Below are 17485 nucleotides of genomic sequence, written 5' to 3' on the forward strand. Positions count from 1 at the left end.
ACCAACCGACCTGCCAACGAACTGTCCCACGATGGCGGGTCTCACCCAAGGCGTAGATCCCTTCGTCGCTCCATCCGCCCCCCAGGCGTCTGAATCGCACCGTGAAGCTAGCGGGAGTCGCGGACGGCCCGCAACATATCTTCGCGCTTGACTTGGATGTCGTCAGAAGCCGAATCCGATTCCACGATTTAGCGCCCTGTGGCGCAACGGATTTTCACGCGAAAAAAAAGACGCCCCAAGCCGGAGCGCCTTCAAAACAAGGGGTCTGCGGAATGAAATTCAGGCAGACAGCGCCTTCACGCGCGCCGACAGACGCGAAATTTTCCGGGCGGCGGTGTTCTTGTGCAACACCCCTTTGGTGACCCCGCGCATGATCTCGGGCTGGGCGGCGCGCAGGGCGGCCTGGGCGGCAGCCTGATCGCCGGAGGCGATCGCCTCTTCGACGCGGCGCAGGTAGGTGCGGATGCGCGACCGGCGGGCCTTGTTCACGGCAAAGCGGCGTTCGTTCTGACGGGCGCGCTTCTTGGCTTGGGGCGAATTTGCCATGGTGGTGTCTCTCTCGTCTCTGGGGTCTGTGGCAGACCGAATGCAAATGGTTCTGCGCGGGAAACCCCGGACCTCGGGTTCACTACCGAGCGACTCTGGCCATAGCGGGCCTCACACGCGTGTCTGGCGCGGCGTATAACGGCCGCGACCGAGAAAGGAAAGCCCCCAGATGTGGGGGCGTTCCGCTCACTTGTCGCGAAACTGCGCCTCGCGTTTTTCAAGGAAGGCCGCCATGCCTTCTTTCTGGTCGTCGGTCGCGAACAAGGCGTGGAACAGCCGACGCTCGAACAGCAGCCCCTCGTTCAAGGGCACCTCGTAGGCGCGGTTGACGGCCTCTTTGACGGCCATGGCGGTCAGGGCCGATTTCTCGGTGATCTTGGCCGCGGCGCCCATGGCCTCTTCCATCAGTTTCTTGGCGGGGACGACACGGCTGACCAGGCCGGACCGCTCGGCCTCTTCGGCGGTCATGAACCGGCCGGTCAGGTGCATGTCCATCGATTTGGACTTGCCGGCAAAGCGGGTCAGGCGCTGCGTGCCGCCGATGCCGGCCACGACGCCCAGATTGATCTCGGGCTGGCCGAATTTCGCGGTATCGGCGGCGATGATGAAATCGCACATCATGGCCAATTCGCATCCGCCGCCCAGGGCATAGCCCGCGACCGCGGCGATGATCGGTTTGCGACAGCGCAGCATTTCCTGCGTTTCGCGCCCGAACAGATCGTTGGTGAACGCCTCGACAAAGCTCTTGTCGGACATTTCCTTGATGTCTGCGCCGGCGGCAAAGGCCTTGTCCGACCCGGTCAGCACGACGCAACGCACCTTGTCGTTGCTTTCACAGGCGCGCAGGGCCTTCGACAATTCCTCGAGCAGTTGCGTGTTCAGCGCATTCATCGCATCGGGCCGGTTCAGCTTGATCAGCGCGATGTGGTCTTCGATCTCGACGATCAGGGTTTCGTAGGCCATGCGTCGGGGTCCCCACCTGTTGACTCAAGAGCGCAGGGTTAGCACCGCCGCCGACAGGTTCAAGCTATCTTTGGCAGGCCGCACAGTAGAAGCTGGAGCGACCAGATTGCACCTTGCGCCGGATTTCGCCTTGGCAGTCAGGCGTTTGGCATGGTTCGCCCTCGCGTCCATAGACCGCGAACCTGTGTTGAAAATATCCCAGATCGCCATCGGCCTGCCGATAGTCGCGCAGCGAGGATCCGCCGGCCTCGATCGCTTCGGACAGGACATCGCGGATGGCGGGAACGAGTCGCGCGATACGCGCCTCCGAAATGCGCCCGGCATGGCGCAGGGGCGAGATTCCGGACCGCCACAGCGCCTCGCAGACGTAGATATTGCCCAGCCCGGCCACAATGCGCTGATCCAGCAGCGCCGATTTCACCGGGCTGCGTTTGCCCGCGAACCGACCCGCCAGATAGGGCGCATCGAAGTGGTTGCCCAAGGGCTCGGGGCCGAGACCCGACAGCAGCCAGTGATCCTCGACACGCTCGGTCGGTGCCAGATCCATCGCACCGAAGCGTCGGGCATCGTTGAAGGTGATGCGCACGCCCGCGTCGGTTGTCAGGATCACATGGTCATGTTTGTCCATCTGGCCGTGATCATGGGCAAAGGCACCGGGCATCTGCGCCGCGCCGTCGCCGGAAATCAGCATCCGCCCCGACATGCCCAGATGGATGATCAGCGTCTCGCCGGTGTCGAGATCGGCCAGGATGTATTTCGAGCGCCGCCGCAACCGGAGCACCCGCGCGCCGGTCAGACGGGCGGCCATCCGGTCGGGAAAGGGCCAGCGCAGATCGGGCCGCCGCACCAGCGCCTCGGTCAGACGTGCCCCCTCGAGCACGGGGGCCAGCCCGCGACGGACTGTCTCGACTTCTGGAAGTTCGGGCAAAACGGGCTTTCCTTGTGGCTCGACCGGGATGTAACGCCGCGTTGCAGCCCCCCGACCCAAGCGTATAACTGGCGCGACTCAGCCGGAGCACAAGACCCCATGACCGACGACACCCAAGCGCCCGCCGACACCACCACGCATTTCGGCTTTCAGACCGTTGACGAAAAGGAAAAGGCGGGCCTGGTCCACGGCGTGTTCACCAATGTGGCGTCGAAATACGACATCATGAACGACGTGATGAGCGTCGGCATTCACCGCATCTGGAAAGACGCCCTCATGGATTGGCTGGCGCCGCGCGACGGGCAGCGCCTGCTGGATGTGGCCGGGGGCACGGGCGATGTGTCCTTCCGGTTTCTCGACCGCGCGCCCGGGGCGCATTGCACCGTGCTCGACATGACCGAGTCGATGTTGATCGAAGGGCAAAAGCGCGCCGAGGCGCAGCGCCAGTCAGACAAGCTCGACTGGATCGTCGGCGATGCCATGGCGTTGCCGTTCGACGACAACAGCTTCGACCGCTACACGATCAGTTTCGGCATCCGCAACGTCACCCGCATTCCCGACGCCTTGTCCGAGGCTTACCGCGTGCTCAAGCCCGGTGGGCGGCTGATGGTGCTGGAGTTCAGCCAATTGCCCAATGACGGGCTGCAAAAGCTCTATGACCTTTATTCCTTCAATGTGATCCCGCGCATGGGGCGGCTGATCGCGAATGACCGCGACAGTTACCAGTACCTGGTCGAGTCGATCCGCAAATTCCCCGATCAGGAAACCTTTGCCACGATGATCCGCGACGCCGGGTTCGAGCAGGTCACCTACCGCAACCTGTCGATGGGGATCGCGGCACTGCATTCGGGGTGGAAGATCTGACGTGAAGGGCCCGCACAACATCTGGCGTCTGATCCGCACCGGCGCCACCTTCGAACGAACCGGGGCCATGGGGGCCGTTCTCGAGGCAATGGATGCGCCCCGATCCGTGCGCGTCGCCGCGCGCATCCTCGGCTGGCCCTTCGCCTTTCTGGGCTTGCGCGGCGACCCGTCGCTGCCGCCCGTGCCGCGCGCGTTGAACGCGTTGGGGCCGGCCTACATCAAGTTCGGGCAGATCCTGTCGACCCGTCCCGACGTGGTGGGCACCGCCCTGGCCAAGCAGTTGCAGGTCTTGCAGGACAAGCTGCCGCCGTTTTCGCGCCACGCGGCCAAGCAGGTCATCGCGCACGAGATGGAGCGCCCCGTCGACACCCTCTTTTCCGATTTTTCCGAACCGGTCGCCGCCGCCTCGATCGCACAGGTGCATCGCGCGCGGTTGCTCGAAACCGGCCAGGATGTCGCGGTCAAGGTGCTGCGTCCAGGCATCGAGCGGGCCTTTCGCAAGGATATCGACGCCTTCTACCTGATCGCGTGGTTTGTCGAAACGCTCTCGCCCGCATCGCGGCGGTTGAAACCGCGCGACGTGATCCGGCATTTCGAGGGCGTCGTGATGCAGGAGCTTGACCTGCGGATCGAGGCATCGGCTGCCGGCGAGTTCGCCGCCAACACCGCCAAGGACGACGGTTTCGTGGTGCCGTCCGTGGAATGGTTCCTGTCCTCGCGCCGCATGATGACCCTGTCCTGGGCGAACGGGATCACCCTGTCGGATATCGACGCGATCGACGCCGCCGGCCATGACCGGCGCGAGTTGGGCACGCGCGTCTTGCAGATGTTCCTGCGCCATGCACTGCGCGACGGGTTCTTTCACGCCGACATGCATCACGGCAACCTCAAGGTCGCGCCGAACGGCGATATCGTGGCGCTGGATTTCGGCATCATGGGCCGCATCGACGAATACACCCGCCGCGTCTATGCCGAGATCCTGATGGGGTTCATCCGCAAGGATTATCGCCGTGTCGCCGAGGTGCATTTCGAGGCCGGCTATGTGCCCGCCGACCGCGACGTGGGCGAGTTTGCGCAGGCCCTGCGCTCCGTCGGCGAGCCGATCTTTGGCATGGAAGCGTCGAAAATCTCGATGGGGCGGCTTCTGGCCTATCTCTTCGAGGTGACCGAACGCTTCGGCATGGAAACCCGGACCGAACTGATCCTGCTGCAACGGACCATGGTGGTGGTCGAGGGCGTGTCGCGCTCGCTGGACCCCGAGATCAATATCTGGACGGTCGCCCAACCCGTTGTCGAAGAGTATATCCGCGACAATGTCGGCCCCAAGGCCGTCGCGCGCGACCTGTTTCACACCGCCCGCGTGCTGGCGCGGTTCGGGCCCCGTCTGCCCAACCTGGCCGAGGCCGCCTTGCTGGCGCAAGCCAACCCGCAGACGCCGCCGCGCCGCAACCCGTGGCCCGAGCGGGCCGGCTATGCCTTGGCCGGGACGGCGGCGGGCGCGGGGATAATGGCCTTGGTCGCGCTGCTGTAGGTTTCGCTCAGATCGACGGGTTCCTCAGGCCCAGAACCGCCTCGGCCGGGATCGACAGCCCCCCCTCGACCGTCAGCCAGACCGCGCCATTCACCAGTTGGGCTTCCTCGATCTCGGCGCGCACCATGACGTTGCGCTCATCGAGCAGGTCCTCGCCTTGCCAGCTTTCGATGGAAAAGCTGTAGATGCCCTCCTCCAGGGTCGCGCCATCCAGATCTTCCCCCGTCCACTCAAAGGGTTGATCGCTGAGCGGGATGGGCAGGCGCTGCACGACCTCGCCGGCCTCGTTGCGTACCAGCAACTCGGCCCGGTCGGCCAACTGGTTCGGAACGGCCTGCAGGGTGACGGTCTGGCCCTCGAAATAGACGGGCATTTCGGCGCGGGCCTCCATGCCGATCCAGCCGCCCAGCTCGCCCATGCCCAAGGTGCCGAGGCCGGCCTGCAACTCGGCCAGCAGATCGTTGGTCAGAACCTGCTGTTCGACCCCTGAAAACGTGGCCAGTTGTGTGGCGTATTCTGTGGATTCCATCGGGTTCAACGGATCCTGATTCTGCATCTGCGTCGTCAGCAGTTGAAGGAAGGTCTGGAAATCGGCACTCAGCACGGTCTGATTGGTCTGTGCCGCGCTCAGCCCCGTGGGCGACTGGCGTGCTGTGGTTGGAAAAATCTCCATCACGTCTCTCCGTTTTCGGTCAGATGCGCAGATCCAGCGCCGACAGGGGGGCGGCGCGGCCCGCTTGGGGGGGCACGGGCGCCGGTCCGCTGTCGGCGGGCTCGGCCTCGGCGGCGTCAGGTCGGGTTGTGGGCGGGGTGCTTCGCCCGTCTTGATCGAGGGCAAGGCGCAATGACGGCCCGTCGAACCCTGCACGCGCAAGTTCCTGTTGCAGCAGGTCGAGATGCCGCCGCATCAGCTCGGCCGTGTCCGGTCGCTCGGCGGAAATCGACAGGGTCAGGCCGCCGCCCGCTTCGGCGAGGCTGAGCCGTACACGCCCCAGCTCGGGCGGATCCAGCGCGATTTCGATCACGCCCTCGCGCCCGGTCTCGGTCATTTGCAGGGCTGTCGTGATCTGCTGTGCGACGGCTGTCTGCAGGGGTGGGCCCCCAGGCCCGGCCCCAACCCGGCGCCTGTGCCGACGGGCACACCGGCCGAGACCGGCCCCGCCGTCGACGGCTGGATCGACGCGCCGCCCAAGGGGCCGGCCTCGTCCGGGGCCGTCGGCTCGTGGCGCGGGGGGGCCGCGGCGATTGCGGGCGCAACACCGTGGGCCGGGGGATTGGGTCGGTCAGGCCCTCGGATCTGGATCGCCGGGGTCTGGGCCATGTCGGCCTTCCCGGCGGCGCGTTGCGCGGCGGGGCCCCGGCCGGTGTCGGTCTTGGCCTCGGCGGTGCCCGAAGCTGGGGCGCCGCTTGCGATGCCTGGGCGCGCGGTGGCTGACCTTGGGGGGGCACGCCGGCGACCTTGTCCGCGCCGTAAGCTGCGCCCCTGTCGGCGCGCGCCGTCGAAAACCGATCAGCGGCGGTCTTGTCGACCGGGGTCGGCTGCGATGCTGCGGGGGGCGCGCCGGGACTTGCGGCTGGTGTGGGCCCCTGTGCAATCCGCGATGCGGATGACACGTTCGCGGGACGCGCCGGATCGGTGCGCCCGCCCACCGGCGAGGTCCCGGTTCCGCCCGGGGCGAGGGTTGGCGGGTGCGCCTGAACCGGCTGCGGCGTGTCGGGCGGCTGGCCGGGCAGGGGCGGCGCGGGTGTGGCCGATAGCTCTGCCGGCCTGCCCCCCTGTGCAGACTGGGCCATTTCAGCCCGCGGCGTGGGGTGGGAGCCAAGCGCGAGGCCAGGGATGGCGAGGCCATTGCCGGCAGCCGGCTGGAGGGGAAGTTCCGTCGCCCGCCCCAGTGGAAAAGGCATCCCGGAGGGTCCCATGGGCACCGGCTGCGACGCGGTGTTGGGCGGCGTCGCAGCGCGGGTGGTCGCCAGGGCGGCGCCCTCGACCGACACCCCGCCTGTCGCCATGGCGACGGGCGGGGTTGGCCCGGTCCCCGTTGGGCCGAGCCCCTCCGCGCGCCTTGGCGAGGCTGCACCCTGCGCAGGCGCAGCGTCACGCGCGCGGTCTGCCGGAATGCCCGCAGCGGGGGCGGTGGTCTGCGCCGGCGGTGTCATGTGGCCGGAGGGGCCCAACACCACCGGCACGCCGCCCCCTGCGGCCGGTGACATGCCGGCATGGCCGCTTGGTAAAGCGGTGTCGCCGCCCTGTCGTGCGGCGCGCCCCTTGCCCACCACAGCCACCGTGTCGGGGTCCGCCATATGGGACAGCGGGATCGTGCCGGGCGTCGCGCCCGCCGTCACGGGTGCGGCATGGAGGTGGCCCTGCACAAGAGCAAGGTCGCTCGGCCCGGACAGGCCCAAAGCGCTGTCGGGTTCGTCGGCGTGTGTTGGATCGCTCCCCTCGGGTCCTTGTGCTGGGGGCGGGCTGGCAATTTGGGGCGCGACCGCGCCACCCATGCCGCCCGTGCCGTCCACCAGTGTGGGGGCGGGGGCACAAGCCGGCCCGTCGCATGCGTTTTGGTCCATGGATGCAGCGATCGGCCCCGCCGCACGGGCAGACGGCCGGTCGGAGACCGCCGCAGCGGCCTCGGCGGTGATCGGCGCGGCTGCACCTTGTGACGCCGATGCAATTCCCGACGGCCCATGTGGTGGGGGTGCCTCGTCTCGCGATACGGACACCAACGCGGCAAAGTCCGGGGCCGAATCGGGCATGTGCACGGCTCCGCCCTTTCCGGTCGGGCCGCTGTGCGCCGGGGCTGTTCCCCCGAAAAGGCCCGTCATCAGGTCATCCATTCTGGAAATCCAATCGCCTGTCATGATCCGACCATCTCACAAATCCCCTTACGAATTCTTTACGTCCCGCGGTCATTCTGCCCCTGCCCATCCAATCGAGGGATTCGATGACCGTCTTGACCGATGCGACCGCCCTGTCAGCACCGCCGCCCCGCGCCGCGGGCGATCACCGGCACGCCGCGCTGCGCGAGGCCGCGCAAGAGCTTGAGGCCGCATTCCTGGCAGAAATGCTGAAACACGCAGGCATGGGCGCGACCCGCGGCAGTTTCGGCGGCGGCGCGGGCGAGGATCAGTTCAGTTCGCTGCTCAGGGCCGAGCAGGCGCGCGCCATCGCGGAACGGGGCGGCCTTGGCCTGGCCGAATCGCTGTTCCAGGCACTGGTCGCGCGCAGCGAAGACGGGCAAGGCGCCCCATGACGGCTCGGCCTGACGGCGCCGTACAGGCGGTGCGCGCACTGTTTGCCGCACAACGTGCCGCCTTGCGCGCGGGGCAGTTCTCGGATCCGGCCTTGGTGTCGGAGAGGGTCATGGCCGCCATCTCGGCCCTCGACCCGGTGCGCGACCGGGCGGCTCTGGCGGCGCTGAAGGACGAGGCGCGGCATACGGCCAACCTGTTGCGTGCCGCGCGCGACGGCGTGGCACGGGCGCGCGGCGAAATGCGATCGGCACAATCCACGGTTCTGACAACCTATGACGCCTACGGGCAGCGCAAGGGCCCCTCCGCCGGGGGGGGGCGCACCCTTGCCCGCGGTTAAGCGCCAGGCCGATTCGAACCCTTAAAACTCGATGCAAATCGCCGTCGTTTCCGGGCGTGTATCAAGCTTCGGTCAAGGTTTTCGACGCATCGTGGCCGTGCACCCGGAAACGGGTGGCGTGGCCCGCGTCAGGTGGGGCGCAGCCGTCAGAACGACGTGAGTGGCCCGAACGGGCTGTGATCCGCATGGCGCGAAACAGGCGCCTCGAACCAATCTAGGAAAGGGACGTCATGTCCAGCATTCTGACGAACAACAGCGCAATGGTCGCGCTGCAGACCCTGAAATCGGTGAATTCGAACCTGAACCAGACGCAGGCTGAAATCTCGACGGGCAAATCCGTGGCCTCGGCGCGCGACAACTCGGCCGTCTGGTCGATTTCGAAGGTGATGGAATCGGATGTGAAGGGCTTCAAGGGCATTTCCGAGAGCCTCAGCCTTGGCGAGTCGACCGTCGCCGTCGCACGGAACGCGGCGGAAACCGTCACCGAGCTTTTGACCGAAGTGAAGGGCAAGATCGTCGCCGCCCAGGAAGAGAACGTGGACCGGGCCAAGATCCAGGCCGACATCGACGCGCTGCGCGATCAGATCGGATCGGTCGTCGGCGCGGCCCAGTTCAACGGCCTCAACCTTGTGCAGGGCACCGACGACGTGAATGTTCTGGCCTCGCTCGACCGCTCGGCCAATGGCGACGTGACGGCCAGCAACATCACCGTGGCACGGCAGGACCTGACCACCGATTCCGGGAAATACGGCAGCACCGCCGTGACGGGGTCCGACCTGACGGCCCTGGTCTCGGTCGATGGCGGGCCGTCGGGCAGCAGCACGGCGCAGGCCGGCCTCAATGCCCAGGTCCAGATCACCGAGGGGACCGGGACGGGGTTCGCCGCCGACGACACCTTCAGCGTGACGGTCGGCGGATCGGTTATCACCGTGACCCTCGATGGCACCGAGGATGCCGATGGCGTGCGCGACCTGATCAAGGGCGAGATCAACGCACGCGATATCGAAGGCATCACCGCAACCGATGGCGCCAATCCCGGAGAGCTGGTGATCTCGAACACGAACGCCTTCGAGGAGGTCGATGTCGCGGTCGCGGCGAATCTGGATGACACTGCCGGTGGCGCTGGTGCCAATATCGAGGGATTGAACGGCAACAACGGCCTGACGCAAAGCTCGGGCACCATCGGGCAGCGGGCCGAAACCGTCGATTTCTCGACCACCGCCAAGGTGACCGAAGGCGACGGGTTCGAGGTAACCGTGGCGGGCGCGGCCTTCCGCTATGTCGCCGGGCAGGGCGAAACGATGGAGGATGTCGCCCGCGGCCTGAAGACCGCCATCGACTCCAATCCGCCCGCCGACGTGACGACCAAGGTCCAGCAGGACGCCGATACCGGTCAATGGTCACTGGCCGTCGACTACGACAATGCCTCGACCACCACGATTTCCTTGAGCGCATCGACCGGGGGCGAGGCCTCGGGCGGCCTCTTCGGTCTGGACAATATCGACGTCACGACGAACGCCGGGGCGGACGCTGCGCTCGACAATGTCGAAACGCTGATCCAGAACTCGATCGATGCGGCGGCGTCCTTCGGCTCGGTCGAGGGGCGGATCGAAACGCAATCCGACTTCGTCTCGAAACTGGTCGATTCGCTGAAATCGGGCATCGGGACCCTTGTCGATGCGAACATGGAAGAGGCCTCGGCGCGGTTGCAGGCATTGCAGGTCCAGCAGCAGCTGGCGACGCAGTCCCTGTCCATCGCGAACCAGGCGCCGCAGAACATTCTGTCGCTCTTCCGCTGATCCGTCGCTGACGGCGGGGCGTCGCAACGCCCCGCCGCATGCTGATGTCCCTGACCCGACAGGGGACCGCGCCCCATCCCATCGCCGGGACGAAAAGCATCCGGCGGTGATCCGGGTCCCGCGGTTCCTACCGCCCAAGGAGTTCTCACGTGATCGCCACATCGCTCGCTCAAACCGCCTATGCCGCCGCGTCACAGCCGGTACGAACCGACCGCGGCACGGAATATGCCGCCTTTCAATCCGTCACCGCGCGCCTGTCGCGCGCGCTGCAGGCCCCGACCGACATGCCCACGCGGGCGGCGGCCCTGCATGACAACCGCCGTCTGTGGACCTTGCTGGCCACGGATCTTGCCGGGGCCGAAAACGGCCTGCCACAGCAATTGCGGGCACAATTGTTCTATCTCGCCGAATTCTCGCTCATTCAAAGCAGTCAGGCCCTGCGCGAGGCCGAGGCTTTGCGCGCGCTGATCGACATCAACACCGCGGTCATGCGCGGGCTCTCCGGCATGGCGGAGGCAGCATGAGCGGTCTTGTTCTGAAACTCGGGCCAAAGGAACGGGTCCTCGTCAACGGCGCGGTGATCGAGAATGGCGACCGCCGGGCCCGCTTGTCCATCGTCACGCCAAATGCGCATATCCTGCGCTTGCGCGATGCCATCCACCCCGAGGAGGTCACGACGCCGGTGCGCCGCGTCTGCTACATTGCCCAGCTGGTGCTGTCGGGCGACGCCGACTTGGACGAGGCGAAGCCGCAGATCCTGCGCGGCATGGAACAGCTGAGCCAGGTTTTTACCGATCCCGACAGCCGCGCCCAACTCGGCCGGGCCACCGAGTTCATGGTCGAAGGGCAGGTGTATCAGGCCCTGAAGGCCCTGCGCACCCTGCTGCCGCGCGAAGAGCGTCTTCTGGCCGCGGCGGCTGGATAGGGCCGATGACCCCGATCGTGCCCCTGTCCGGGTATGCAGGCTGGCGGTTCATCTCCGCCAGCCTCGACACCCAGGTCGAACGCTACGCCGCGTCCCCGGTGCAGGCGCGCGATCGCGCCTATTTCCGCGAGACGATCGGCACTGTCACCTCGGCCGAGGCGCTTGTGGCCGATTACCGACTGCGGCGCGTGGCGCTTTCGGCTTTCGGTCTGTCCGATGACATGCCGAACCGGGCCTTTGTCGAGCGTGTCCTGTCCGAGGGCACGGTGGATGATGACGCGCTGGCCAACAAACTGGCCGACACCCGGTATCGAAAGTTTTCCGAAGCGTTCGGGTTCGGATCGCCCTTGCCGCCGCGAACGCAATCGCCCGGTTTTGCCGACCGGATTCTGTCGCGCTTCGACCGACAGGAATTCGAAACCGCGGTCGGCGCGCAGGATGAGGACATGCGCCTTGCGCTCAACGCATCGCGCGAGGTGCCCGAGCTGGCCCAGAGTGCGCTCGGCGACACGACGGCCTGGCTGACCGTTCTGGGCACACCGCCCTTGCGCAGCGTGTTTGAAACCGCGCTCGGGCTACCGGCGTCGATCGCGACCCTCGATCTCGATCGGCAGGTCGACAGTTTCCGCACGGCGGCCGCACGTGTCTTTGGCAGCCCCGATTTCGCGCAATTCACCGACCCCGACAAGGTCGAGGACCTGATGCGCAATTTCACGCTGCGCGCCCAGATCTCGGCGGGGCCGCCGCTCACGACGCCCGGCTACGCCGCCATTACCTTGCTGTCGAACATGACGTGAGCGGTCGATCAGCCGCTGCCCGGCGCGGCCGCCGTTGCCCCCAGTGGCGCCGCGCCCGCCAAGAGCGATTCCAGCCGGGAAAAGCTCTCGGCAATCCCACCGGGCGCGCTTGCCCCGATGAAGCTGTCCAGATCCTCCCAGACCGAAATCGCGGCATCCGTCAGCGGGTCGGAACCGGGTGTGTACAAACCGGCCCGCAGCATCAATTCCGCCTTGGCATAGGCGGCCAGCAGGTGCCTGGCGCGCGCGATCAGGGCGTTTTCCGCCGGCGCGGCGGCTGCCGGCAACGCGCGCGACACCGAGGTCAACAGATCGATGGCCGGGTAGCGGCCCCGTTCAGCGATCTCGCGGTCCAGCACCACATGCCCGTCCAGGACGCCGCGCATCACATCGGCCACCGGCCCCTCCATGTCGGACCCGGCCACCAGCACCGACAGGACGGCGGTGATGTCGCCCTGTCCCGCGCAGCCGGGTCCGGCGCGTTCCGCCAGCGCCATGACCATCTGCGCCATCGAGGCCGGAAAGCCGCCGGGGCCAAAGGGTTCGCCGGCAGCGGCGGCCACCTCGCGCTGGGCTTCGGCAAAGCGGGTGATCGAATCGGCAAGCACCAGCACCTGCTGACCCTTGTCGCGGAAGTATTCGGCGACCGCCATCATCGTCCACGCCGCCCGCGCACGCAGCAGCGCCGGCCGGTCCGACGTGGCGGCGATCACGACGGCGCGTTTCAGCCCCTCCTCGCCCAGCACATCGGTCACGAAATCGCGCACTTCGCGTCCGCGCTCTCCGATCAGGCCGATGACCACGACATCCGCGCTCATGTTCTGCGCCAGCGTCCCGATCAGGCGCGATTTGCCGACGCCCGAGCCGGCGAACAACCCGATGCGCTGCCCGCGCACCAGCGGCAGGAAGGTGTCGAAAACGGCCAGGCCCGTCTCCAACCGCGCGCCCAACCCGCGACGGGCGGCAGGCGGCGGCGGCGCGGCCAGCAGCGGGCAGGCCCGCGCCCCATGTGCCAAGGGTCGCCCATCCATCGGCTGGCCGTTGGGGTCGACGACACGGCCCAGCCAACTGTCGTCAGGGGCGATGGTTTGCGGGCCCAGATGTCGGACCGGTTGGCCAAGGCGCAGCCCCTCGGGCGTGCCTTCGGGCATCACGCGCGCCGCCCCTTGCGTCAGGCCCAGGATCTCGCCCTCGATCCCGTCGTCCAGGCGCACCCGGTCGCCCAGGGCCGCGACGCGATCGAGGCCCTCGACGCTCACATGCGTCCTGCCAAGGGCGGTCACGCGCCCGACACTGTGGCAGGGGCGGATCGTGCCCAGACGGGCCAGCAACGTCTCGAAGACATCCTGGCGGGGGGCATGTGGCGCGGCGGCGGCGGTCATCGGCAGGTCCTTTCGGCGGTCGGCGGGGCGTTTGGCCCGCTGAAACCGTTTTTAAAGGAATCACCGTTAAGCATCCGTATAGCCGATGAGGGAGAAGCCCCAATGTTCGACAGGCTCGAGATTTTTCAGCTCGCCACCGCCCGCGCCCGCCACGCCGCAGCGCGCCAGGCCGTGGTGGCCCAGAATATCGCCAACGCGGATACGCCCGGCTATCGCGCGCGTGAAGTCAGCGATTTCGCCGAGATGTGGCGCCGCATGGATGCGGGCAATGCAGCCGGGCCGCTGCCCATCCGCACCATGGATGCCAACACGCCCGCATCGCCGAACGGTAACACCGTCTCGCTCGAGCTGGAGATGCTGCGCGGCATCGACGCGCAGCGCGACCATGACCGGGCCGTTCGTGTCTATGACAGTGCCTTGAACATCCTGCGCTCCAGCCTCGGGCGCAGGTAGATCTTGTAGAGGATTGTGATGACGGATTTCAGCTCGGCCCTTTCTGTCGCGGCAAGCGGGATGCGCGCACAGGCGCAGCGCCTGCAGCACGTCTCGGAAAACATCGCGAATGCCGACACCCCGGGCTACCGGCGCAAACTGGTCAGCTTCGAGGCCGACCGCAGCCCGGACGCACCCCATGGCACGGTGCGGCCCGGCCCGGTGCGCCTGTCGCAGGCCAGTTTGCCCCTGATCCACGATCCGGCGCATCCGCTGGCCGATGACAGCGGGCATTACGCGGGCTCGAATGTCGATCTGGTGGTGGAACTGGCCGACGCGCGCGAGGCGCAGCGCAGCTACGAGGCCAATCTGCGGGTCTTCGACCAGGTGCGCCAGATGTCATCGTCCCTGAACGACTTGTTGCGCCGTTAGGCGCGGTGAAAAGGAGGATCCAGAATGGATATCCGCAACACACTCGCCGCCCAGGCCTATGGCCAGGCCCGCCCGGCGCTGCGCCCCGAGGCGGCGGACCCCGCGGCCGGACCGGCCTTTGCCCGGGCGGTCGAGGATTTCGCCCAGACCGTCCAGAACGGCGAGGCGCAGGCCCGCGCCGCGATGACGACCGGCGCAGATCCCCATGCCCTCGTCACGGCACTGGCGCAGACGGAACTGGCGGTCGAGACCGCCGTGACGATCCGCGACCGCGTGGTCGAGGCATATCAGGAAATCCTGCGGATGCCGGTGTGAGCGGGGCGGCGTGATGGATGAAATGCTGTTCTTCGACACGCTGCGCCAGGGCCTGTGGGTCGCGGTCATCACCTCGACCCCGATCCTGGCGGCCGCGCTGATCTCGGGGGTTGTGGTGGGGTTGTTCCAGGCGCTGACCTCGATTCAGGAAATGACGCTGACCTTCGTGCCGAAACTCTTGGCGATCGTCGCGGTCTTCTGGGTGTCGATGGGGTTCATGAGCCAGACGCTCACCTCGTATTTCACCGACACGCTGATCCCCATGATCGCGGGCATGTGACGGGGGACGCTCATGGAAAACGCCGGATATGTCACCCTGACGCGCCAATCGGGCCTGATGCGCGAAATGCAGGTGGTCGCCCACAACATCGCCAATCTCTCGACCACGGGGTTTCGGGCCGAGGGGGTGATCTTTGCCGAACATGTCCGCGCCACGGGCCGGGGCGAAGACAGCCTGTCCATGGCCACGGCGGCCGGGCATTCCGTATCGCCCGCGCAAGGGACCCTTCGCGCGACCGGCGGCACCTTCGATTTCGCGATCGAGGGCGACGGGTTTTTCCTGGTGCAAACCCCGCAGGGCGAGGCGCTGACACGCGCGGGCAGCTTCATCCGCTCCGACCAGGGCGAGCTTGTCACGCCCGATGGCCACCGCCTGCTCGACGCCGGCGGCGCGCCCGTCTTCGTGCCCGCAACCGCCGCCTCGGTGATGTTGGCCGATGACGGGACCTTGTCGGCCGACGGCCAGCCCCTGACGCAGATCGGTCTCTGGCAGCCGGTCGATCCCACCGAGCTCAGCCGGCGCGCCGGGGTCCTGTTCGAGGCGCCCTCGGGCGTCGCGCCCGCCCCGCCCGCGCGCCTTCTGCAAGGCGTGCTCGAGCAATCCAATGTCGATCCCGTGGGTCAGATCGCCCGCATGATCGAGGTCCAGCGCGCCTATGAGCTGGGCCAGAGCTTCCTCGATGCCGAGGACAACCGCCTGCGTGAATTCCTCAGAACCGCAGGCAGCCGCGGCTGACGCCAGAAAGGAGTCATATCGATGCGCGCCCTTGATATCGCCGCCACCGGCATGAGCGCTCAGCAAATGCGGGTGGAGGTCATCTCCAACAACCTCGCCAACATGTCCACCACCGGCTACAGCCCGCGCCGCGCCGATTTCGCCGACCTGCATTACCAGCAGATGACGCGGGCCGGCGCGATCAATGCCGCCGACGGCACCGTGGTGCCCGCCGGGGTGCAACTGGGCCTCGGGGTGCGGCCGGCCGCCGTGACCGTGACCTTCGAACAAGGCAGCCTTGCCCAGACGGGCGGCGATCTGGACATCGCCATCGAAGGGCGCGGGTATCTTGAGGTGACGTTGCCGTCGGGGGCCTCGGGGTATACGCGGGATGGCGCGCTCAGGCGCACCGGCGACGGCCTGATCGTGACGGCCGATGGCTACGAGGTGACCCCCGGCATCACCATTCCCGATGACGCCCGTCAGATCGCCATCAACGCCGATGGCGAGGTCTATGCCTATTTCGCGGGCCAGGTCGAGCCCGAGCTTCTGGGCCAGTTCACCCTCGTCGGATTCTCGAACGATCAGGGGCTCGAGGCGATCGGTTCGAACCTGTTTCTGGAAACCGCGGCCTCGGGCCCGCCGCTGCAGGCACAACCGGGCGAGGACGGCCTGGGCACGCTGCGACAGGGCTATGTCGAAAACTCGTCGGTCGATGCCGTGCGCGAGATCACCGAACTGATCGAGGCACAGCGCGGATACGAGTTGAACGCCAAGGTCATCACCGCCGCCGACCAGATGCTCGGCGCCACCACGCAGGTGCGGTGATGCGCTGGCTGGTTTTCCTGCTGCTCGCGATGCAGCCCGCCGCCGCCGAGACCGTGATCGCCGCGGGCACGATCCGCGGTCAGCAGTTGATCGGCCCGATGGATGTGGCCCTGGCCGAGGGGACGACGCCCGGCGCGCTTTCCGAATTGTCGCAGGCCATCGGCATGGAGGCGCGGGTCAATCTTTATCCGGGCCGCCCGATCCGCGCCGGGGACCTGCGGCCACCGGCCATCGTCGAACGCAACGCGATCATCACGCTGCGCTACGACGCGGGCGGCCTGTTGATCGTGACCGAGGGCCGCGCCCTGGATCGCGCCGCCCGGGGTGAAGCGCTGCGCGTGCTGAACCTGTCTTCCCGAAACACCGTGACCGCCGTGGCCGCCGCGCCCGGCCTTGCCATTGTCGGACCTTTGCCATGACCCGTTTCCCCTCCCGTGCCCTCCTCGTTTCGCTCTTGTGCCTGGCCGCCGCCTGCGGCCGCATCGCCGAGGTCGGGCAGGTGCCCGATCTCAGCACGCCCATATCCGGCAACGAGGTGTTCGCCATGAGCGTGACCCCCATGCCCGAGGCGGTCGAGCACCCGGCCCGGCATCGGGGCGCGTCGCTCTGGGCGTCGGGGCGACAATCCCTGCTCGGCGACCGCCGCGCAGGTCAGCGCGGCGATATTCTGACGGTCGTGATCGAAATCGATGACAGCGCCGAGATATCGAACAGTTCCGAACGCGGGCGATCGGGATCCGAACAGATGGGCGTCACCGGATTGTTCGGCTTGCCGGAGCTGGCCGACGTGGAATTGCCCGATGGCGCTTCGATGTCGGGGGCGGTCGATACCGGCTCGAGCAGTCGATATGCCGGTGACGGCGCGGTGCGCCGCAACGAGGAACTGACCCTGCGCATTGCCGCCACGATTACCGATGTGCTGCAGAACGGCGTTCTGCGCCTTGAGGGCAGCCAGGAGGTGCGCGTCAACCACGAGCTGCGGGAGCTTCTGGTCTCTGGCTACGTGCGGCCCGAGGACATCTCGCGCCAGAACGAGGTTGCCTATGACCGGATCGCGGCGGCGCGCATTTCCTATGGCGGCCGCGGTCAGATCAGCGATGTGCAGCAGCCGCGCTACGGCCAGCAGATCACCGATATCCTGCTGCCGTTCTGAGGGGCCC

General features: G+C 67.2%; 22 protein-coding genes. 16 read left to right on the top strand and 6 right to left on the bottom strand.

The genetic code is table 11. The features are described from left to right. Positions 1 to 279 precede the first annotated feature (279 nt). From rpsT to mutM, 3 genes are all read right to left on the bottom strand, one after another. Complete coding sequence (gene rpsT, locus ROSELON_RS06095) at positions 280 to 546, bottom strand: 30S ribosomal protein S20 (RefSeq protein WP_025311540.1); 267 nt, start codon at positions 544 to 546, stop codon at positions 280 to 282. 186 nt (positions 547 to 732) lie between these two features. Continuing rightward, on the bottom strand, positions 733 to 1509 hold the full coding sequence (locus tag ROSELON_RS06100; RefSeq protein ID WP_025311541.1) for an enoyl-CoA hydratase: 777 nt from the start codon (positions 1507 to 1509) through the stop codon (positions 733 to 735). Between the two features lie 64 nt (positions 1510 to 1573). Continuing rightward, a complete protein-coding gene (gene mutM, locus ROSELON_RS06105; RefSeq protein ID WP_025311542.1) occupies positions 1574 to 2437 on the bottom strand; it encodes a bifunctional DNA-formamidopyrimidine glycosylase/DNA-(apurinic or apyrimidinic site) lyase in 864 nt (287 codons plus the stop codon). Between the two features lie 99 nt (positions 2438 to 2536). Between mutM and ubiE the strand changes: the two genes are divergently transcribed. Both ubiE and ubiB read left to right on the top strand, forming a co-directional pair. After that, positions 2537 to 3301 (top strand): bifunctional demethylmenaquinone methyltransferase/2-methoxy-6-polyprenyl-1,4-benzoquinol methylase UbiE, encoded by a 765-nt coding sequence (gene ubiE / locus ROSELON_RS06110; protein ID WP_025311543.1) that lies wholly within the window; start codon positions 2537 to 2539, stop codon positions 3299 to 3301. A gap of 1 nt (position 3302) precedes the next feature. Continuing rightward, positions 3303 to 4832 carry a 2-polyprenylphenol 6-hydroxylase gene (gene ubiB / locus ROSELON_RS06115; RefSeq protein WP_025311544.1) on the top strand — a complete coding sequence of 510 codons (1530 nt, stop codon included), beginning with the start codon at positions 3303 to 3305 and terminating at the stop codon, positions 4830 to 4832. A gap of 7 nt (positions 4833 to 4839) precedes the next feature. Here the strand turns inward: ubiB and ROSELON_RS06120 are convergent, their stop codons facing one another. Both ROSELON_RS06120 and fliK read right to left on the bottom strand, forming a co-directional pair. Then, complete coding sequence (locus ROSELON_RS06120) at positions 4840 to 5505, bottom strand: flagellar hook capping FlgD N-terminal domain-containing protein (protein WP_025311545.1); 666 nt, start codon at positions 5503 to 5505, stop codon at positions 4840 to 4842. Between the two features lie 19 nt (positions 5506 to 5524). Beyond that, the gene (fliK, locus tag ROSELON_RS06125; RefSeq protein WP_051508368.1) at positions 5525 to 5881 is read right to left on the bottom strand and encodes a flagellar hook-length control protein FliK; all 357 of its coding nucleotides are present in this window, start codon (positions 5879 to 5881) and stop codon (positions 5525 to 5527) included. Between the two features lie 1893 nt (positions 5882 to 7774). On the opposite strand from fliK, the gene ROSELON_RS06135 reads away from it, so the two are divergent. From ROSELON_RS06135 to ROSELON_RS06160, 6 genes are all read left to right on the top strand, one after another. Continuing rightward, complete coding sequence (locus ROSELON_RS06135) at positions 7775 to 8083, top strand: rod-binding protein (RefSeq protein ID WP_025311547.1); 309 nt, start codon at positions 7775 to 7777, stop codon at positions 8081 to 8083. Continuing rightward, entirely contained in the window at positions 8080 to 8421 is a 342-nt protein-coding gene (locus ROSELON_RS06140) for a hypothetical protein (protein WP_198020795.1), read from the top strand. The genes ROSELON_RS06135 and ROSELON_RS06140 overlap by 4 nt, the downstream gene beginning before the upstream one ends. A gap of 230 nt (positions 8422 to 8651) precedes the next feature. Beyond that, positions 8652 to 10220 (top strand): flagellin N-terminal helical domain-containing protein, encoded by a 1569-nt coding sequence (locus ROSELON_RS06145; protein WP_025311549.1) that lies wholly within the window; start codon positions 8652 to 8654, stop codon positions 10218 to 10220. 149 nt (positions 10221 to 10369) lie between these two features. Then, positions 10370 to 10744 carry a flagellar biosynthesis regulator FlaF gene (flaF, locus tag ROSELON_RS06150; RefSeq protein WP_025311550.1) on the top strand — a complete coding sequence of 125 codons (375 nt, stop codon included), beginning with the start codon at positions 10370 to 10372 and terminating at the stop codon, positions 10742 to 10744. Continuing rightward, positions 10741 to 11145 (top strand): flagellar biosynthesis repressor FlbT, encoded by a 405-nt coding sequence (gene flbT / locus ROSELON_RS06155; protein ID WP_025311551.1) that lies wholly within the window; start codon positions 10741 to 10743, stop codon positions 11143 to 11145. Before flaF ends, flbT begins: the two co-directional genes overlap by 4 nt. Positions 11146 to 11150: 5 nt before the next feature. Then, a complete protein-coding gene (locus ROSELON_RS06160) occupies positions 11151 to 11942 on the top strand; it encodes a DUF1217 domain-containing protein (protein ID WP_025311552.1) in 792 nt (263 codons plus the stop codon). An 8-nt stretch (positions 11943 to 11950) separates the two neighbouring features. Here ROSELON_RS06160 and ROSELON_RS06165 read toward each other — a convergent pair whose 3' ends face one another. Next, on the bottom strand, positions 11951 to 13324 hold the full coding sequence (locus tag ROSELON_RS06165) for a FliI/YscN family ATPase (RefSeq protein ID WP_025311553.1): 1374 nt from the start codon (positions 13322 to 13324) through the stop codon (positions 11951 to 11953). Between the two features lie 102 nt (positions 13325 to 13426). On the opposite strand from ROSELON_RS06165, the gene ROSELON_RS06170 reads away from it, so the two are divergent. From ROSELON_RS06170 to flgH, 8 genes are read left to right on the top strand one after another with little or no spacing between them, the layout of a single operon-like run. Next, positions 13427 to 13777, top strand: a complete 351-nt coding sequence (locus ROSELON_RS06170; RefSeq protein ID WP_025311554.1) for a FlgB family protein — start codon at positions 13427 to 13429, stop codon at positions 13775 to 13777. A gap of 18 nt (positions 13778 to 13795) precedes the next feature. Further along, entirely contained in the window at positions 13796 to 14188 is a 393-nt protein-coding gene (flgC, locus tag ROSELON_RS06175) for a flagellar basal body rod protein FlgC (protein WP_025311555.1), read from the top strand. Between the two features lie 24 nt (positions 14189 to 14212). Next, positions 14213 to 14503 carry a flagellar hook-basal body complex protein FliE gene (gene fliE, locus ROSELON_RS06180; protein ID WP_025311556.1) on the top strand — a complete coding sequence of 97 codons (291 nt, stop codon included), beginning with the start codon at positions 14213 to 14215 and terminating at the stop codon, positions 14501 to 14503. Positions 14504 to 14516: 13 nt separating this feature from the next. Next, positions 14517 to 14783, top strand: coding sequence for a flagellar biosynthetic protein FliQ (locus tag ROSELON_RS06185; protein WP_407059673.1), 267 nt, complete (start codon positions 14517 to 14519; stop codon positions 14781 to 14783). A 12-nt stretch (positions 14784 to 14795) separates the two neighbouring features. Next, positions 14796 to 15518 carry a flagellar hook-basal body complex protein gene (locus tag ROSELON_RS06190; protein WP_025311558.1) on the top strand — a complete coding sequence of 241 codons (723 nt, stop codon included), beginning with the start codon at positions 14796 to 14798 and terminating at the stop codon, positions 15516 to 15518. A 21-nt stretch (positions 15519 to 15539) separates the two neighbouring features. Further along, complete coding sequence (flgG, locus tag ROSELON_RS06195; protein ID WP_025311559.1) at positions 15540 to 16325, top strand: flagellar basal-body rod protein FlgG; 786 nt, start codon at positions 15540 to 15542, stop codon at positions 16323 to 16325. Beyond that, a complete protein-coding gene (flgA, locus tag ROSELON_RS06200) occupies positions 16325 to 16744 on the top strand; it encodes a flagellar basal body P-ring formation chaperone FlgA (protein WP_025311560.1) in 420 nt (139 codons plus the stop codon). Before flgG ends, flgA begins: the two co-directional genes overlap by 1 nt. Then, a complete protein-coding gene (gene flgH, locus ROSELON_RS06205; protein WP_025311561.1) occupies positions 16741 to 17478 on the top strand; it encodes a flagellar basal body L-ring protein FlgH in 738 nt (245 codons plus the stop codon). The genes flgA and flgH overlap by 4 nt, the downstream gene beginning before the upstream one ends. Positions 17479 to 17485 lie beyond the last annotated feature (7 nt).

The organism is Roseibacterium elongatum DSM 19469 (assembly GCF_000590925.1).
GTDB lineage: Bacteria > Pseudomonadota > Alphaproteobacteria > Rhodobacterales > Rhodobacteraceae > Roseibacterium > Roseibacterium elongatum.

What these genes read in the sequence shown, in the direction of transcription:
- rpsT (WP_025311540.1), bottom strand. Translation starts at nt 546, where the DNA reads ATGGCAAATTCGCCCCAAGCCAAGAAGCGCGCCCGTCAGAACGAACGC.
- ROSELON_RS06100 (WP_025311541.1), bottom strand. Translation starts at nt 1,509, where the DNA reads ATGGCCTACGAAACCCTGATCGTCGAGATCGAAGACCACATCGCGCTG.
- ubiE (WP_025311543.1), top strand. Translation starts at nt 2,537, where the DNA reads ATGACCGACGACACCCAAGCGCCCGCCGACACCACCACGCATTTCGGC.
- ROSELON_RS06120 (WP_025311545.1), bottom strand. Translation starts at nt 5,505, where the DNA reads ATGGAGATTTTTCCAACCACAGCACGCCAGTCGCCCACGGGGCTGAGC.
- fliK (WP_051508368.1), bottom strand. Translation starts at nt 5,881, where the DNA reads ATGACCGAGACCGGGCGCGAGGGCGTGATCGAAATCGCGCTGGATCCG.
- ROSELON_RS06135 (WP_025311547.1), top strand. Translation starts at nt 7,775, where the DNA reads ATGACCGTCTTGACCGATGCGACCGCCCTGTCAGCACCGCCGCCCCGC.
- ROSELON_RS06140 (WP_198020795.1), top strand. Translation starts at nt 8,080, where the DNA reads ATGACGGCTCGGCCTGACGGCGCCGTACAGGCGGTGCGCGCACTGTTT.
- ROSELON_RS06145 (WP_025311549.1), top strand. Translation starts at nt 8,652, where the DNA reads ATGTCCAGCATTCTGACGAACAACAGCGCAATGGTCGCGCTGCAGACC.
- flbT (WP_025311551.1), top strand. Translation starts at nt 10,741, where the DNA reads ATGAGCGGTCTTGTTCTGAAACTCGGGCCAAAGGAACGGGTCCTCGTC.
- ROSELON_RS06160 (WP_025311552.1), top strand. Translation starts at nt 11,151, where the DNA reads ATGACCCCGATCGTGCCCCTGTCCGGGTATGCAGGCTGGCGGTTCATC.
- ROSELON_RS06165 (WP_025311553.1), bottom strand. Translation starts at nt 13,324, where the DNA reads ATGACCGCCGCCGCCGCGCCACATGCCCCCCGCCAGGATGTCTTCGAG.
- ROSELON_RS06170 (WP_025311554.1), top strand. Translation starts at nt 13,427, where the DNA reads ATGTTCGACAGGCTCGAGATTTTTCAGCTCGCCACCGCCCGCGCCCGC.
- flgC (WP_025311555.1), top strand. Translation starts at nt 13,796, where the DNA reads ATGACGGATTTCAGCTCGGCCCTTTCTGTCGCGGCAAGCGGGATGCGC.
- fliE (WP_025311556.1), top strand. Translation starts at nt 14,213, where the DNA reads ATGGATATCCGCAACACACTCGCCGCCCAGGCCTATGGCCAGGCCCGC.
- ROSELON_RS06185 (WP_407059673.1), top strand. Translation starts at nt 14,517, where the DNA reads ATGGATGAAATGCTGTTCTTCGACACGCTGCGCCAGGGCCTGTGGGTC.
- ROSELON_RS06190 (WP_025311558.1), top strand. Translation starts at nt 14,796, where the DNA reads ATGGAAAACGCCGGATATGTCACCCTGACGCGCCAATCGGGCCTGATG.
- flgG (WP_025311559.1), top strand. Translation starts at nt 15,540, where the DNA reads ATGCGCGCCCTTGATATCGCCGCCACCGGCATGAGCGCTCAGCAAATG.
- flgA (WP_025311560.1), top strand. Translation starts at nt 16,325, where the DNA reads ATGCGCTGGCTGGTTTTCCTGCTGCTCGCGATGCAGCCCGCCGCCGCC.
- flgH (WP_025311561.1), top strand. Translation starts at nt 16,741, where the DNA reads ATGACCCGTTTCCCCTCCCGTGCCCTCCTCGTTTCGCTCTTGTGCCTG.